At 42.7% G+C, this 16,762-nt stretch carries 15 protein-coding genes; 10 read left to right on the top strand and 5 right to left on the bottom strand.

Annotated features, from left to right (window positions below; translation table 11 throughout):
• Positions 1–2: 2 nt before the first annotated feature.
• Genes citX through AC4MRV_RS05330 form a run of 3 tightly spaced genes read left to right on the top strand, consistent with a single transcriptional unit; the run spans position 3 to position 2,269 of the window.
• Complete coding sequence (gene citX, locus AC4MRV_RS05340; RefSeq protein WP_491186391.1) at positions 3–524, top strand: citrate lyase holo-[acyl-carrier protein] synthase; 522 nt, start codon at positions 3–5, stop codon at positions 522–524.
• Complete coding sequence (gene citG / locus AC4MRV_RS05335) at positions 511–1,467, top strand: triphosphoribosyl-dephospho-CoA synthase CitG (RefSeq protein WP_491186390.1); 957 nt, start codon at positions 511–513, stop codon at positions 1,465–1,467. Before citX ends, citG begins: the two co-directional genes overlap by 14 nt.
• 28 nt (positions 1,468–1,495) lie before the next feature.
• The gene (locus AC4MRV_RS05330) at positions 1,496–2,269 is read left to right on the top strand and encodes a DUF5718 family protein (RefSeq protein ID WP_491186389.1); all 774 of its coding nucleotides are present in this window, start codon (positions 1,496–1,498) and stop codon (positions 2,267–2,269) included.
• A 60-nt stretch (positions 2,270–2,329) separates the two neighbouring features.
• Here the strand turns inward: AC4MRV_RS05330 and AC4MRV_RS05325 are convergent, their stop codons facing one another.
• Complete coding sequence (locus AC4MRV_RS05325; protein ID WP_491186388.1) at positions 2,330–2,605, bottom strand: hypothetical protein; 276 nt, start codon at positions 2,603–2,605, stop codon at positions 2,330–2,332.
• 286 nt (positions 2,606–2,891) lie between these two features.
• On the opposite strand from AC4MRV_RS05325, the gene AC4MRV_RS05320 reads away from it, so the two are divergent.
• The gene (locus tag AC4MRV_RS05320; RefSeq protein ID WP_491186387.1) at positions 2,892–4,892 is read left to right on the top strand and encodes a HAMP domain-containing methyl-accepting chemotaxis protein; all 2,001 of its coding nucleotides are present in this window, start codon (positions 2,892–2,894) and stop codon (positions 4,890–4,892) included.
• Between the two features lie 286 nt (positions 4,893–5,178).
• On the top strand, positions 5,179–7,200 hold the full coding sequence (gene fusA / locus AC4MRV_RS05315) for an elongation factor G (protein WP_491186386.1): 2,022 nt from the start codon (positions 5,179–5,181) through the stop codon (positions 7,198–7,200).
• Between the two features lie 71 nt (positions 7,201–7,271).
• On the opposite strand, the gene AC4MRV_RS05310 is transcribed toward fusA, so the two are convergent.
• Genes AC4MRV_RS05310 through AC4MRV_RS05300 form a run of 3 tightly spaced genes read right to left on the bottom strand, consistent with a single transcriptional unit; the run spans position 7,272 to position 10,149 of the window.
• Positions 7,272–7,967 carry a VV20781 family protein gene (locus AC4MRV_RS05310; protein WP_491186385.1) on the bottom strand — a complete coding sequence of 232 codons (696 nt, stop codon included), beginning with the start codon at positions 7,965–7,967 and terminating at the stop codon, positions 7,272–7,274.
• A gap of 55 nt (positions 7,968–8,022) precedes the next feature.
• A complete protein-coding gene (locus AC4MRV_RS05305) occupies positions 8,023–9,603 on the bottom strand; it encodes a hypothetical protein (protein ID WP_491186384.1) in 1,581 nt (526 codons plus the stop codon).
• 3 nt (positions 9,604–9,606) lie between these two features.
• Positions 9,607–10,149: a hypothetical protein gene (locus tag AC4MRV_RS05300; protein ID WP_491186383.1), complete on the bottom strand. Its 543-nt coding sequence runs from the start codon at positions 10,147–10,149 to the stop codon at positions 9,607–9,609.
• Between the two features lie 635 nt (positions 10,150–10,784).
• On the opposite strand from AC4MRV_RS05300, the gene AC4MRV_RS05295 reads away from it, so the two are divergent.
• Positions 10,785–11,489 carry a response regulator transcription factor gene (locus AC4MRV_RS05295; protein WP_491186382.1) on the top strand — a complete coding sequence of 235 codons (705 nt, stop codon included), beginning with the start codon at positions 10,785–10,787 and terminating at the stop codon, positions 11,487–11,489.
• Positions 11,490–11,566: 77 nt separating this feature from the next.
• Positions 11,567–12,823, top strand: coding sequence for a sensor histidine kinase (locus AC4MRV_RS05290; RefSeq protein WP_491186381.1), 1,257 nt, complete (start codon positions 11,567–11,569; stop codon positions 12,821–12,823).
• Between the two features lie 35 nt (positions 12,824–12,858).
• Here AC4MRV_RS05290 and AC4MRV_RS05285 read toward each other — a convergent pair whose 3' ends face one another.
• Positions 12,859–13,560, bottom strand: coding sequence for a TetR/AcrR family transcriptional regulator (locus tag AC4MRV_RS05285; protein ID WP_491186380.1), 702 nt, complete (start codon positions 13,558–13,560; stop codon positions 12,859–12,861).
• Between the two features lie 804 nt (positions 13,561–14,364).
• Here AC4MRV_RS05285 and AC4MRV_RS05280 point away from each other — a divergent pair.
• The 3 genes from AC4MRV_RS05280 to AC4MRV_RS05270 are packed head-to-tail and all read left to right on the top strand — an operon-like array spanning position 14,365 to position 16,730.
• Positions 14,365–15,105, top strand: coding sequence for an SDR family oxidoreductase (locus tag AC4MRV_RS05280; RefSeq protein ID WP_491186379.1), 741 nt, complete (start codon positions 14,365–14,367; stop codon positions 15,103–15,105).
• Between the two features lie 10 nt (positions 15,106–15,115).
• A complete protein-coding gene (locus AC4MRV_RS05275; RefSeq protein ID WP_491186378.1) occupies positions 15,116–16,324 on the top strand; it encodes an acetyl-CoA C-acetyltransferase in 1,209 nt (402 codons plus the stop codon).
• Between the two features lie 58 nt (positions 16,325–16,382).
• Positions 16,383–16,730: a phasin family protein gene (locus AC4MRV_RS05270; protein ID WP_491186377.1), complete on the top strand. Its 348-nt coding sequence runs from the start codon at positions 16,383–16,385 to the stop codon at positions 16,728–16,730.
• Positions 16,731–16,762: the final 32 nt, after the last annotated feature.

Genomic DNA, 16,762 nt, shown 5'->3' with positions numbered 1-16,762 from the left:
TTGTGTATGACGGTCCAATAGCCAGTTTGGAACAAATACTGGATAGCAGGGAGCAAAGGGCTGTTAAACAGCGGGAGTGGGTGGATGCCCACTCCCTGCCTCTGGTGAGCTTCACCATCAACATGGTTGGTAATATTAAGAAAAACCATATCGCTAAAGTCGCTTTTGAATATGGGTATAAAGCGATCGTCAATGCGTGTGTGAAGTCGGGGATGGCCATTCTTAAGATGGACATAAAAGAAGAAGTCACAGGTTACGAGCTTCTCGTGGTTGTCGATACGTGTGACATCCATTTCTTAAAAAATACCATGGTTGAAATCGAAGAAACCCACACGCTAGGACGGCTGTTCGATATTGATGTTATCCGCAAAGACTATCGTCCTATCCCCAGGAGTGTTATCAAACGACCGAAAAGGCGGTGCTTAGTATGTGAGCAAGAGGCGAAGTCTTGTATTCGCCAACAGTCGCACACTGCTAAAGACTTGATTAAGAAAATGACGGAGCTAATCAATGCATGCCAATAAAACACTAGAATGGTTAATGGACGATTGCAGTTTGTATGAGCCAGAAACTAACGGTGAATCTCGTCTAAACATCTGCGTACTTGCAGGTAACCTCGCGTATCACGCAATGATGCTAGAAGTACATCTGACGCCTAAGCCAGGGCTAGTTGATTGTGCAAACTCGGGCGCCCACAAAGATATGGATATCAATACTTTTGTGGCAAGCAGTAATGCACTTAGACCCTTTATGAAAGAGTTTGTCCGGGCCGGTTACAACGCGGCAGAGACGCATGCGCGGGATTTACTCCCTACTTTGAGAAGAGTGGGACTACGCGCAGAAGTTGCAATGAATCGCACAACCAAGGGCGTAAACACTCATAAAGGTATGATCTTTACCTTAGGGCTAATTTGCGGTGCGGTTGGTTGGTTACATCGTAAAGGCATTAGCTATGATTCCAAGCGCGTTCGCGCAGTGATCAAAGAGTGTTGTTCTGGACTCGTTAACGATCAGTTAAGGAGCATAAGCGGTGAGCCTAAAACGGTAGGTGAGCGTCTTTACGTACAGTATGGATTTACCGGAGTAAGAGGTGAAGCTCAGCGAGGGTACCCAACCATTTTTGACCATGGTTTACCGACCTATTACAAGTCAGTGAATCGGGGGGATTCTGAAGAGAAGGCATTGAGCTTAGCGCTACTCAACTTGATGGCTCACAATCAAGATACAAATGTAGTGAATCGTGCAGGTCTCGGTGGCCTTAAATTCGTTAAAACTGAAGCAAGACAAATACTCGACACCCATTTTGATACCCACCAAGCGTTCGAGTGTCAATTAGAAGCGCTCGATCAAGCCTGTATCCAAAGAAACATCAGCCCAGGTGGCAGTGCCGATCTGCTTGCAGCCACGTGGCTACTCGCGCAACTGGATACCTGCTCTCAAGTACTCATCAACAAACAAGTGACATAAGTTCGCACACATAACAATAGGAAGTAACATGTTAAGTATTGGAATCATTGGTAATTTTTCCGGTCACCTCAGTGGTGCCGAACGTGTAGAAGAAAATGAATTACCCAATGGTATATTTGTCATTGATTGCAGTGAACACAACACCATTACGTCTGGCTCGACACTGAAATATCCAGAACGAGGGAGCGAAGTAGATGCTGAGCCAGAGTTTGTCTTACGTTGTCAGGTTGAGTATCAAAAAGGAAAAGTGAGTTCATTAATGACAACGCATATCTCGATAGGCAACGATGTCACGATTCGAAATCTGCCGGGCAGTGAGAAAATCTCTGAGCGTAAATCTTGGGGCAAGCACTCGAAGGGGATCAACCGTCATTGGTGGAACGTGTCTCGATTATCTCCAGCGAATTATGATGAAAACATAAAGCTGGTCTCTTATATTGAGCGAGATGGTGAACTTAATTTGGCAACTCCATCAGTGAGTTGCACAGAGTTAAAAGTGTTTTATTGTCACTTAATGGCTTGGATGGTCGGTCGGATCAACAGTCAAGAAGATGAGGGTATGTATGAGCAAATTCTTCCTAAGCTTGCGGAGTTAAACTATCCAAGTGAATTAGTTCTATATACGGGTGCACCTAACTACTCCCCTTGGGCAGAGGAACATTTTTTAAAACCTGGAGATAAAGTGCACATCGCCGCCTATAATGGGCGTTTGATTGATGAAGAGATCATCATAGAAATGTTTCGTCGTGGAGAGTTACTCAACTCGGATGCGCTCCTTTCATTTTCGCAACTTGTAAAATAAAAAAGAGCAATGACGAAACCCTTTGTCATTGCTCAAGTTCCAACAAAATCCCTACAAAACCTATAAGCTTAGTTCAGTTGGAACGATACTTGCGCCATCATCGATCTCTAGCTGGCTTACAAAGCTGTTACTGTGCTCTTTACAGAGTGGCACAACAAACAATGCGCGTTGGCAGAAAGATGATTGCGTAACTAAAACGCCATGTTGATGTTCTTTTGTACAGTTTCTTTCGGCGCAGTAGCCATATTCTTGATCGGTAAAGTGTTTCCAGTAACTCAGCCAGTTTTGCTTTGATTCTTCACTGAGTTTTTCGCTGAATGCGTTCTTAACTATCATATCGCTACCTCTTTGATTAGCTTTGATTACATAGTAAATCTGGCGGGCAAACGGAGTTTTGAAATATCCCTCATGTTAGTGAGGAGATAATGTCCTTATTGGTGCTTATGAACTTAATTGCTAAGTCGTTGCGAAATCGATGGATTGATGTGCAAGTGTTCTCCTATAACGTATGAAAACTCTTACAACCTTTTAAATCAAAAGTTTATTTTATTGATTTACATATATTTAACAATGCATCGCAAAACGCTATAGTTAGGAGGTTATTAGATTAGGAGTTATTAGGATGAAACTCTCGATATCAGGGAAGTTACAGTTAAGTTTTCTGTCACTTGCAGTACTTTTTATCGTGTCAGCACTTTTTGTCTATCGCAGCGTAAACATTGTAGAGCAGCAGACTACGTCATTGCTGAAATCGGACTTACCAACCGTCGATGTAGGGCGATCTATACAGCAGTCTCTTGAGGCCACGGTGTCTACACTCAGGGCGTATATGTTACTCGGGGGCGATGAAGCGCTAGGAGAACAGCAAAAGGCTCAACTAGAGGCCATTGTGCTCCAAGTGGAAGAGAGCTTTCCTAAGTTAGAATCGTTACTTGAGCCAGACTCCTATCAGCAAGTTCAAAACCGTTGGCTCACACTTAAGCAATTGGTTAATGATATTGCTGAGTTAAGTCACAGTGATGAAAACTTACCCGCTCACTCATTGTTCATTAATGAAGCTGCACCCATCGCCGAAGTTGCTCTAGACCAAATCCAAGGTCTGATTAATGATGAAGCGGGCAATAAAGAGGGCGGCGATAGAAAGCGTTTGTTCAGACTGTATGCTGATAGCTATACCTCGCTGGCCAATGCGCTATCTTCAATGCGAGATTTCCTGCAATACGGCAAGCAAGAGCATTTAGACAAGTATCAAGACTTCTTAAAATCTCACGACAAATTCGTCGCTGAAATCGACTCCAAAAAAGCGTTACTTTCAGATAGTGATCAGAGCCTTTGGTCACTCTTCAAAGAAATGCAGCAACTTTACCTTCCTTTGGCAGACCAAGTCGTCAGCTTGCGCCAAGCGGCAGGCTGGAATCTAGCGAATCAGAAAATGGCTTCAGAGCTTATTCCTGCTGTCGATAGTTTGAACCAGTCACTTGAGCAATTGATTCAACAGCAACAGAACCAAGCTGATGCGAGTGGATCAGGGATCTTTAGCTCTGTCAGTGCAGTCATCAACTTGTTAGTCGGATCTTCGGTCATTATCGTGCTGGTGGCTTTCTCAGTGTCAAACTATATGGGAAAAAGCATCGGCCGTCGCGTTTCTATCGTTTCAGAGCGCGCTCAGTTGATCGCGAAAGGCGATGTGTCTCAGCCGAAACTGCTCATAGAAGGTAATGACGAGCTGGCGACTCTTACCGAATCCATCAATCAAATGAACGACGCTCTTTCTAGTATTGTAAGTGGTGTAACCAGTAAAGCTCAGATCGTAACGGAGAGCATGGCCGCGCTCCAGGAAGCAAATAGCAACACAGCGGTTCAGGTTGACCAGCAAATGTCGACTATTTCTTTAGTCAGTGAGCAAGTTTCTGACGTTAGCTTGTCTGCTGAAGAAACGGCGAGTCATGCCAAGCTGTCGGTTGATAATCTATTAGAATCGAAAAGCCAAATCGAGGTTGGTTCTCGGGCTCTAGAACAAAATAAACAAACCGTAACCAACTTACACCAAACGATAGAGAAAGCGAGCTTACAGGTCGCTGAGCTAAGTAAAGAGAGTGAAGCCATTGGCCGTGTCACGGAAGTTATTGAAGGTCTTGCAGAGCAAACAAACTTATTGGCACTTAACGCTGCAATAGAGGCAGCACGCGCAGGTGAGTATGGGCGTGGCTTTGCTGTTGTCGCTGATGAAGTGCGATTGCTTGCTACGCGAACCACTGAATCGACAACTGAAATCAATAACATCGTCAATGCAATTCAAACCTCAACAGCGGCGGTTGTCAGCGAGATTAACAACAGTAAAGTGTTAGCCGAAGATGGAGCTTCTCATACGAAACAGGCTTATGGAACGTTAAGTGCAACGACAGAGCAGATTGAGCAGCTTAATGAACAAATGAAAGAGTTGCTTCATTCTGCTGAAATGCAATCTAAGGCGACTCAAGAAATACACGCACTCATGTCGCAAGTTAACGACTCGGTAGAAGGGGTTGCCAGTATATCTAACTCGTCGAATCAAGTCTCCGAACAGGTCACAGAACAAGTACGATCACTCAACCAAGAAATGTCCCAGTTCAAAACAAGTTAGACCACATTTATAGCTTAGAGCCGAACACCATAAAACATGATGGAGTTCGGCTTTTTTGTACTTGCTCATAAATTAGACGAACGGGTTTCAATGGTCATGAATTAAATCACAAAAACAATATGGTTATTATTGCATCCTAACTACTCTATCGCCCACATGGAGTGCTTATGTATAGAGTCATCCGAAAAATGACCTGGAAGACGACACGGCGGTAAACCCGCCCAAACTCCAACGCAGTTCGTGACCTTATCGGTTATTCCACCACGTTACTTTGCTAGGAGGCTCTATGCCTATCAATAAGATTCGCAACATCGCTTTTGTCGGCCAAGCTGGCTGCGGCAAGACAACGCTCATCGAAAAATTGCTTTACACATGCCAAGAAACTACCCACCTCGGGAGTATTGAAAAAGGTGATACTGTCACAGATTTCGACCCTCAGTCGATACAGTATCAACGTAGTATTGAAGCGACGCCTGTGGCGTTAAGCTGGCAAAAGCATCGACTTAACATTATCGATACCCCGGGACAAAATGAGTTATTGGGCAGGACTCTGAGTATTTATCCTGCGGTAGAAACAAGCGCATTGGTGATAGACCCCCATATGCCGATCAATCAAACTTCAGAGCGTCTTTTTCAGTTTGCCAGTGAGCAGAAAAAGTGTCAGATGATTATCATCAACAAAGTAGATACGTCAACTCATCAGCTTGCTCAAGTGATGGGTGAAATCCACCAGCAGTTTGGTGAACACTGTTTACCTATTAATTTACCTTCTTCCGATGCCAGTAAAGTTATCGATTGTTACTTTTCTCCACAAATTGACGAGGCTACGTTGTTTAGTGATGTCGAAGCAACGCATGAAACCTTGATCGATCAAGTGATTGAAATGGATGAAGACCTAATGGAGCTTTATCTAGAGCAGGGTTCAGAACTCACTCCAGAGCAGTTACACGATCCATTTGAAGAAGCGCTCCGAACTGGCCATGTTATTCCAATTTGTTTTGTTTCAGCAGAATCAGGTGCCGGGATAGAGCTTCTTCTTCAGACGCTTAGTGAAATCATGCCAATGCCTAATGAAGGGAACCCTCCTTTACTTGAGAAAGCCGGAAAACAGATAAAAGTGAACTGTGAAACGCTCGAGCACAGTGTGGCTCATGTTTACAAGATAAGTGTGGACCCTTACATGGGTAAGTTGGCTTACCTTCGCGTTTATCAGGGAGAGATCAACTCTGGCTCTCAACTATACATCGGTGATGGAAACAAGCCATTTAAAGTTGGACATCTTTATCAACTGCAGGGTAAAGATCGACATGAAATCTCTAAAGCACTCGCAGGAGACTTGTGTGTATTAGCTAAAGTCGATGACTTAGAGTTTGATTCTATTGTGCATGACTCGCATGCAGAAGATGATGTCAGTTTGAAAACGCTCCACCTCCCTGACTCAATGTATTCGCTATGTCTTAAACCCATGAAGCGAGGAGATGAGCAGAAGCTCTCCGATGTACTGCATAAGATCGCGAGTGAAGATCCTTCGTTACGCATCGAACACCGGGCTCGTACCAATGAAACCATAATCAGTGGTCAAGGCGAGTTTCATCTCAAGGTCGCACTTGAAAAGATGGAATCGGTTTACAAGCTTAAGGTGGAAGCAAGCCAACCAAGTGTTGAGTATTTCGAAACTATTACGAAAAGTGCAGAAGGGCATTACCGACACAAAAAACAAAGTGGAGGTGCAGGGCAATTTGGTGAAGTTAGATTGAGCGTCAAACCGCTAGAGCGAGGCTCAGGGTTTAGATTCATCAACAAAGTTGTTGGCGGCGCAATTCCAACTGCGTTGATCCCAGCAGTTGAAAAGGGAATTAGGCAGGCGTTGGAAGAGGGGGCGATTTCGGGTAACCCTATAAAGGATATTGAAGTCACCGTGTTTGACGGAAAATATCATTCGGTAGACTCGAAAGAAATTGCGTTTCTTATCGCGGGTAAAAAAGCTTTTCTGGATGCAGTACTTAAGGCAGGCCCGATAGTATTAGAGCCCATTGTCCAGATGGAGCTCGTAATACCCACTGCCAATGTTGGTGATGTATCCGGTGATCTTTCTGGTAATCGCGGATTAATCGAGGGGGCGGATGCCGCTGGAAACAACCTCACTTTGCTCAAAGCTAAATCTCCGATTAATGAGCTACAAGATTACGCTAGACGTTTACGAGCACTTACCGGAGGTGAAGGGAGTTTTAGTATGACGTTGAGTCACTATGAGCCTGCGCCGACTGCAGTTCAAGATAAGGTGTGTCGAGAGTCTTCAGATGCCTAATCAATCTTCTACCTAGCAATGAAAAACCAGCTAATAAATTAGCTGGTTTTTTTTGTTTGGGTGCGAGTTGTTTATTCAGCGGGTCTCCAGCTTAGAGCACTTGCGATAGCGCCAACAGCCAATACATCTTGTTGTTCTTGCGACAGTTCTGGCAACCACTGAACGGTTAAGATGCCGTTGGTTTGAACGGCAGCAACTTCTTTACCGTTTAACTTGAAGCTGTAACCCAACGGGTTTTCTAAAGGCATCATTAGGTTCGTGCCTGTATGAACTGTTTCAACATCAAAGCGTTTGCCGTTGATAATAATGTGGCCACGCTCTTTTTTCTCGCTACCAAAACTGATCATTTTGTCTTCTGCAGCGATAGTAAAGTTACCAACTGATTGGCCCTTAGATGAAATGTCACAGGTGTAAGGATCATTGCCTCCGAATTGCATCATGCCAACATTGACCGATGTACCACCACCTGAACAACTTAGAACCCAGCTATCACCATTGTCTTTACGCGTGATTTCCGCTCCCATTGAGCCATCTTTGGTAGAAATAGTGTTAAACCAAGTAGAAGAAGAGGCATCACGAGAGTATTTCCCTTCATACAAACCGCCCATTGTAAACTGACCATCGCCACCTAGACCCCATAAATCTCCGTCTGTTTTAATCAACATTTCTGGTTGAGCTTTGACAGCTTCAGATTTGTCCATGATCGCTAGGCTACCACATGCGCTAAGGCCAATAGCTGATAGTAAAATGATGAATTGTTTTTTCATTGTTGTATCCAAAAGTTAAGTGCTACCCCCGCCTTAATTAGGCGAGAGCCAAGTGCTACGGTGTAATAGTTAGTGATGCGTTGTTGAAACGAATTTCTTCTATATTGATGAGCGTATCGGTACCGGTTGTCGAACAGACAACGTTATATCCAGACGTTTGGCCCTTTTGAACCTCGCAGTCTTCAACGTTCGCGTTAACCAAATAAACGTCTTGGCCTGCTTTACCATTGATAACGTTATCTGCTTGATTACCTTCCAATGTATTGTCTTTGTCGTTAGCAATTAGGTTCATAGGCGAAGTGCCGACTACCTTTGCATGTAAGAGCCATTGAGACTTATAGGTATACTCTTCAAGTGCTAATGCGTCTTCGCGGTTCATCTTAAATGTGGGCGCGGCATCTGACTCTGGAAATTCGTGTGTATGGAATGTGTGAACGCCATTCGAGTTTATATTTGCAGTGTATTGAAGGTAGCCGTGAAAAAGTCCTGTAATCCATCGGCTTGCGTCTGAATCTTGTGTCTCTATATCACTTCGAGTCAATGCTTGGTAACCGTCTAAACCACGACCGTTATGTTGCGACACACCCATAAATGCTTCAAATACTGCGGCAAAATACTCGTGAGAGTACGAATGACCAATTTCATCGGCATTAAAATCATCCCCGGCCCAATCTTGCCAACTCGAATCGCGCGGTTGCCAGACAGCATTCAAACCTGCCTTATGAGCGTTGTATAAATTTAAAGCGCGAGTGGAAATGCTAGCTTGTAGATCTCGATATTTATCATTTGGCGCGATGCCTTGAGCTTGAACTAAGTGCAGAATTTCTTCGAAAGCTGCATCTCGATCTGCATCTTCTCCTAGGTTTTCGCAGTAATCCGAAAAATTACTCATGTAGTGGCAGTCGCCTTCGACGGTGAGCTCTCGATACATCAGTGACTGGCTGTTGAGCAACCATTGTGGAGAGTCATCACTGTCGATTATGCCTTCAATCAAACCACTTATTATTTTCTCAAAGTCTTCTTCACTCTGTTTATTTCCATACTCAACTAGAGACTTCATAAATGCGGTTGAACTCGAAAAATCTAAGCCCTCGAGTGTGCTTGGTTCAGCGCTTGTAACCCATGCTTGTAGCTGCCCCTGCCTATATGCTTCTTTAACGAATAGCTCGACCATGAGTTTTTGGTTTGCATCATCATTTTCTGTCAGAATTAATGTCGCGTTTCGCTGGGCCATACTATTGGCGATGGAGGCTTTGTCTGTACCATAGCTGCTATCTGGAAGGTCAGTTAAAAGGTGCTGCAGAATCATGACGGCACGACGAATTTTTTCACCTTTTGCGCCATCGTCAGCTGCAATAATGTGGATAGCCGGTGCATTGTTACTATACGCTACGTTTCTAGTATTGCTGTTCTTTGGCGTGATTTGGATATAAGTATCCACACCATCAACTGCAAACTGTTCTGGTATCGTATCGAAGGTTTTTGCAGAGGCAATAGCCGACCCTTCGATTAGAGGAATAGTGGTACCTTTATCCCGATGAGTGCTAGTGTTTGTCGTGTTAGAGCTGCTCTCACTATCACAGCCTGAAAGAAGTGAAACTGTGATAGCTAGTGCTAAAGTGTGCTTAGACATCATGATTTATTTTCCTTTTAGCTCAAGAGAATAAGAGACTGATTTGATTGTTCCTTTGGCGGTCGTTTTTACTACGTAACCTGAAAAAGAATCGAAAAATTTATCGTTAACTAGCTCCCAATGGGTTCCCTTATTCATTACGTAAGGTTCTATTTCTCTCATTGCGCCATAGCTGACAAACAAAGTATCAAGTGCTTCTAAAAGGACATCGGCCTGCTCAGTGGATGTAAGAGAAAAGTCGCGTTTAATGCATTGCGTCAGCTCAGGGAGAGGTTGGGTTGTCGATGGACCCGAGAAGGCTTCGACTATCTCATCATTGTGCAAGAATAAGTGATGGCCAAAACTGGATTCACCGTCAGTTGTACTAACATTCGGCGTTGCGGTATAGAAATCACAATCAAAGACATTACGCAATGCTAAGCCCTTAACTTGTTTGACTTCTACAGAGAACCAAGAAGACACGACATTTGATATTTGCTCCTCCACGGATGCTTGCGCAAACAGTGGGCATATTGCCGATAGCATAAAAAGAGATGAATTTAACTTCATTTAAGGTGACCAAATTCAGGAACAGGAATTGGTTTTGAATGTTAGAGGTAGGATTTATCCAAAACAATTATGCATTAAGTGTCACTTGGTACACCGCGGCTGATTTGTAAGCGCAGTAATCTTCTAACTCACATTTTAGTAACGAGAAATGTGCTGAATTTCTGATAAAACTGAGAGTATTCACTCGATCGTGTATAGAATCCGAGGTTTCAGGATAAATTAACAGAGCATCCATACTGTATATTCTTTCGTGTAAGTGTTTGTAAGCGCAATTTGGCTTTTTTGTAAGCTATTCTTGTCTCATTTATGAGAGGGGAATGTGTAAAATATGGATTACAGCAGGTCCCCATACTTGGATTTGTGCTGACATGTTGGTTTTGTGAATGATAAAAGTAACAGTAATATTTAATTAGATAACTTAATTTGTAATATTTGATCTTATTTTCGTCGATTTTACTTCAGATTTTTGAGTTTAACCGATAGTTGTACTGCAAGTGTGTGTGGTTGCTATTATCGAGTGGCAGTTTGTGTAAGCCATTTCTTACTTTAACCATTGACGTAATTTATAACACTGCTTGAAGGGTAAACCGTTTGCTATATACTGCGCGAAAATTTATAAGCTAGTGTGTAGGTAGATGAATCCAAAGATTTTATTGATCGAAGATGATAGAGATATCTCTCAATTGACCAAAATGTATTTGACTTCAGAGGGGTATGAAGTTGAAGCTATCGAGGATGGAGCAATAGCGATCGATAAAATTAGAGAATACCAGCCTGATTTAGTGTTGCTTGACCTTATGTTACCTGGAAAGTCTGGGGCGGAAATCTGTAGTGAAGCTCGTCAGTTCTATACTGGAATGATTATGGTGCTGACCGCCGCTGAGGATGAAATGAGCGAAGTCAGCTTGTTTAAGTTTGGGGCGGACGATTACGTGACTAAGCCCGTTAGAGGGCATATCTTGGTCGCACGTATCGAGGCTTTGATGCGTCGTTACCAGCGACAGCAAAAACTAGAGCAAGTCAGCCATGTGTCAGATGCTCATGGCATTGTTATCAACACACAAAACCAAACCGCCTATTATGAGCATAAGCCGATAAATCTCACCAATTCCGAATTTGAAATACTTCAACTACTTATCGAAAATGCTGGTGAAACCGTATCACGCGAGCATTGTTGCCGTTCAGCCCGTGGCATCGAATACAATGTAAATAACCGTTCGATAGATATGAGGGTTTCTGGCTTACGTAAAAAGCTTATTCAAGCCGAAGTCTATACGGCAGCGATTAAAACCATTCGTAATCAAGGTTATAAGTTAGTAAGTAGCTCTGCATGCCAATAGTGTCAAAACCGAGGTCAATGTTCACCTGCCTGTATACAGAAAGCTTAATAGGTCTGGTGGTGACTTTTGCAGTTTTCATGCATTTTGGAACCGGGTATTTGCGTCAGGCAGATATTGATCGCTTTGTTGATGACGGAATTCACCAAACTCAACACTATATAAACAGTCGTTATGAACGTCATGGATTGTACGAGCGTCTTAACCGTTTTAACGAACTGACATTTTACGATTACTCCTTATCGTTACTAGCTAATTGGGACGAGGAGACGCCACTTTGTATCCATTGCACTTTGTATAAGAGCTCTCAAGGTGTCAACGTGTATATGGACAGCGATGACTCTCTCCTCATTGCGTTGCCAATTCCAAATTCAAGCAAACACATCGTAGTCAAAGAGATAGATGATCCCTACGCGGCCGCGATCCCTTGGTATCGAGATCGTCAGGTCCATTTCATGGTTTCACTATTCTTAACCATGAGTATTGCTTTGGGGTTGCTGATTTACCTTCCATTGTACAGGGTAAATAAAAGAGTTAATCGCTTGATAAAAATTCAGGAACGGTTCGGGCGAGGGGAGTTAAATGTTCGGGCAGAGTCGTATCACATATCACCTATCAAGGAGATTGCTGAAAGTTTTAACGAAATGGCCGAAGACATTGAGCGAAGTGTTAAGCAAAGCCAAGTGTTCTCACACGCAATCCCTCATGAAGTCCGCACTCCTTTAAGCCGAATACAGATGGCATGTGATCTCGCACGTAGGACAGACTGTACGAACAAAGACCAACTGTTTGATAACATAGACGACTATATTGGAGACATTTCAGATCTAACCTCAGATATTTTACAGCTGTCCAAGCTTAACAATAAGGCAAATTCAAATAATCAGCCTGATGTTGAGCCAGTTTCTCTGAAGCAATTTTGTCGTTGCAGGTTAGATATGATGGCGAGCTGTGAGACAAGCCTTAACATTGATGAGGACATATCATTTGATGAGATAACCATCCCTCTGTCACTGGCTAAATTAGTGTTAGATAATCTAATTAAAAACGCTGAACGTTATGGCAATGGGTTGGTCGAAGTGACGCTACATGAGTACAGTACCGGGTGGTCAATTGACGTAGAAGACAATGGTCAAGGAATTCCAAGAGAAAAACGCGAAGAAATCTTTATGGCGTTTTCGCGATTGGACAAGAGTCGAAACGCAAATGATGGTGGTTTTGGCCTTGGATTAGCCATTGCGAAAAATGCGTCTAGGTTATTAAATTGGACAATTTCGGTTGATCAAAGTCACCTAGGTGGCGCAAGGTTTACCGTTTTGATTCCGAAAAAATTTTGAAAGTAAGCCCCTGTTAATCAGGGGCTTTGGCTAATCTAACAAGATACTTCAAAAACCAAATCTTCAACTCTGCTCGGCTTGAGCTGTTGATCTTCTGGAATGGAGAAACGGCACGCCATCATATGATTGAACATTCCCCAATGATTAAGAAGGCACTGGTTATAGTCTTTAGTCTCATCCCGCCAAGTTTCTTTCATAAAAGGCGTCAGACTGGCTGCTGAGTGGGCGAACATGATCATCTGCCACTTTAGCTCCCATATCTTAACGGGTGTGCCGGGATTCTGGCTGTTGTACTCCTCAGAAATACGATTTATTAGCGTTTCTATCTCGCCAGTATTGTCGATAAAGTAGTCAAATAACGCATCTTCCTGACGCACTGCATCTGCGATGAGTTGAATTGGCTGCTTGACAATAAGCATATGAGCAAGAAGCTGAACAGAGAATAAGTAGAGCTTTACATTTGCTTCTACATTCTTGGGCATATTGTTAATAATGACATGGAGGTAGTTCTCCATATACTTGTGTAAACCATCACTTATCGCATACCAGATCTGCTCTTTACTTCCAAAGTGGTGACGAATGAGGCTATGCGATACGCCGGCTTTTTCACTTATGTTTCGTAAAGAAACACGCTCATAGCCAAGCTCACAAAATAGCTCAGTAGCAACTTTCATGATTTCGCGCTTTGTGTTCTCGGCGTCTTGCGCGCTGCGACGACCTTGCTTTCTTACTACCATTTTTTCTATCAATTACTTATGACGCAGTATTTCTACCAGATATGGGAAGACATTTCATTAAACAGGCAAGCCTAACTACGATTTTATCAGAAAACCTTACTATACACATGTAAAATAAATAGCTTCTAGCGGCCCTGAAGTAGTCTTATCACCTCTGAAAGCGACCTAGTTTAATCAATAATTATTCGTATTGATTACCGATCGAATAGAAACTCAACACGCTGAATGGGACTATTAAATTTATTAACAAAATAGAAAATAGAGTAGTATTCATTAGACTTTGGTACTAATAAATACCAATTAATTACAAATTAATTAATTCAATAAGTTACATGGTAATTATATTTTTTGATAGAAGGATAGATAGCAAATATTCCACTAAGGTCGAAATCTATAATGACAATTGAATAGATAAACAAGCTAGATATTGGACAAGTCAATCCATAGTGACAACCTACAAAAGAGAACAATGAAAAAGCTCACTTTTGAGAAAAATATTTTAAAAACATAACGTTATACGCTACTGATAGAATAGTGTTATAAAAAATATACAATTAAAACAATGAGTTAGATTTGCTTAACATCTATATAACATTTCATTCCTTATGAGACTTTGTTCAACTTTATGCACTTAAGTTAAGAAATTATTTGAACTGTAATATTTTAGGTTTAATTTTAATTAATAGAACGGGAGCGGGAAGTCTCTCAGATATTATTACTAACAACGTTGGTTGATGCTATTTCTTGGCATCAAACGATTACAGGTTTTACTGTTAAAATTGCTGTTAAGAATGGAGTCTCTTAATGAAAAAGATCGCTTTGATCACTGGGTCAAAAGGCGGAATTGGTTCTGCTATTTCCTCTCAATTAGTTGAAGATGGTTACCGTGTTATTGCTACTTACTTTACGGGTAAATATCAGTGCGCTAAAGAATGGTTTGATGAAAAAGGTTTCACAGAAGACCAAGTTAGGCTATTTGAACTCGATGTTACGGATACTCAGCAGTGCGCAGAACGATTAGCGCTCCTTCTTCAAGAAGAAGGTACGATTGACGTCGTTGTAAACAATGCGGGCATCACTCGAGACGGTGTCTTCAAGAAAATGACGGCAGAAGCGTGGAAAGAGGTCATCGAAACGAACCTGAATAGTTTGTTCAATGTGACACAGCCAGTCTTCTCTGCGATGTGTGAAAAAGGTGGCGGAAGAGTGATCAATATCTCGTCTGTTAACGGCTTGAAAGGTCAGTTTGGCCAAACTAACTATTCAGCAGCTAAAGCCGGAATGATTGGTTTCTCTAAAGCCTTGGCTGCTGAAGGTGCTCGTAGTGGAGTTACGGTTAACGTAATTGCCCCTGGCTACACCGGTACACCAATGGTTGAGCAGATGAAGCCAGAAGTGCTGGATTCAATTAAAGCCCAAATCCCAATGCAGCGTTTGGCACAACCTGAAGAGATTGCAAAATCGGTCTCTTTCTTGGTGAGTGACGCAGGTGCATATATCACCGGTGAAACTTTGTCTGTTAACGGCGGCTTATACATGCATTAAGGGAAAGATGATGGAAAAAGTATACATTGTTGCGGCTAAGCGTACGCCTATTGGTGCTTTTGGCGGCACATTGAAAGACATCAGTGCTGGTAACTTAGCTTCTATTGCAATCAAAGCAGCGATGACCGAAGGAAATGTGAAGCCTGAAGTTGTAGATGAAGTGATTGTAGGTAATGTAATTGGTGCTGGACAGGGCATGAGCGTTGGTCGACAAGCCTCAATTTACGCTGGCATACCAGAAACAGTACCTGCATACACTCTGAACATGGTTTGTGGCAGCGGCATGAAAACCGTGATGGATGCGGCGAGCCATATTAAAGCGGGTGACGCCTCAGTTGTCGTTGCTGCGGGTGTTGAAGTTATGTCTCAAATTCCATTTACAGTCTCGGGAAGCATTCGAGATGGACATAAAATGGGTAACATGAGCCTTACTGACCTACTGATTAATGATGGGTTGACCGACGTGTTTAATCAGTACCACATGGGGGTGACAGCGGAAAACATTGCCCGTGAAGTAGGTCTCAGCCGAGAGCAGCAAGACGAATACGCACTGGCAAGCCAAATGAAAGCGGTCGCGGCGATTGAGGCGGGCAAGTTTCAAGACGAAATTGTAGCGGTTGATGTGAAGAAACGTCGTGAAACAATCGTTTTTGATACTGATGAATACCCTAAGGCAGACGCTACACTCAGTGGCTTAGAACGATTACGTCCGGCATTCGATAAGGAAGGATCGGTAACGGCAGGAAATGCATCTGGCATTAATGATGGGGCAAGCGCCGTTATTCTTGCAAGCGAGTCTGCTGTAAAAGAGTTCAATCTAGAGCCTATCGCTGAATTGATTAGCTATGCTCAGTCAGGCTTGGATCCTAAGATCATGGGGTTAGGTCCTGTAGAAGCGGTATCGAATGCGTTGCTCAAAGCCGATTTATCAACCAAAGATATTGATCTTTACGAGTTGAATGAAGCGTTTGCTGCACAGGCTCTTGGCGTCATTCATCAATTAGCTCAAGAGCAAAATGTATCTATCTCATCAATTATGGATAAAGCCAATGTAAACGGCGGGGCCATAGCACTTGGTCATCCGCTCGGAGCATCCGGCAACCGAATTTTAGTTTCGCTGATTCACGAACTGAACCGAAGTAAAGGCCAGTATGGTGTGGCTTCACTTTGTGTCGGTGGTGGAATGGGCACTGCTGTTGTAATTAAATCAATCGCTTAACTTACGTTGAGTGAACTGAATTCGCTATTTAAATGGAATTAACTCAGGAGTAATACTCATGTATACAGATTTTTTTAAAACTTTCACAGATCAAACTGAAAAAGGCCTAGAACCTTACGTTAAGTTCAACAAACTAGTGACTAAGAATGTCGAAGTTCTTACAGAGCTACAACTTAACGCTATTCGAACTTACAGTGAAATGGGCCTAACTCAAATGAAGGCGGCAAGTGAGATCAAAGATGTGACTTCGCTAACGGCTTTCAATGGTCAACAGCTTAGTACTCTTACGAAGCTATCGCAGCAGATGATTGATGATAGCAACAAGCTACAATCAATTGCTAAAGAGTTTAAAGAAGATGTAGAGCAACTTACAACGGAAAACCTTAAGACAGTGACTCCTGCATAACGCTGTTTATTATTGCCGCCTTTTTAGGCGGC

The organism is Vibrio sp. (assembly GCF_984391705.1).
Note: the sequence above shows the minus strand (reverse complement) of the source record. Positions and strands in the feature narration are given on the sequence as shown.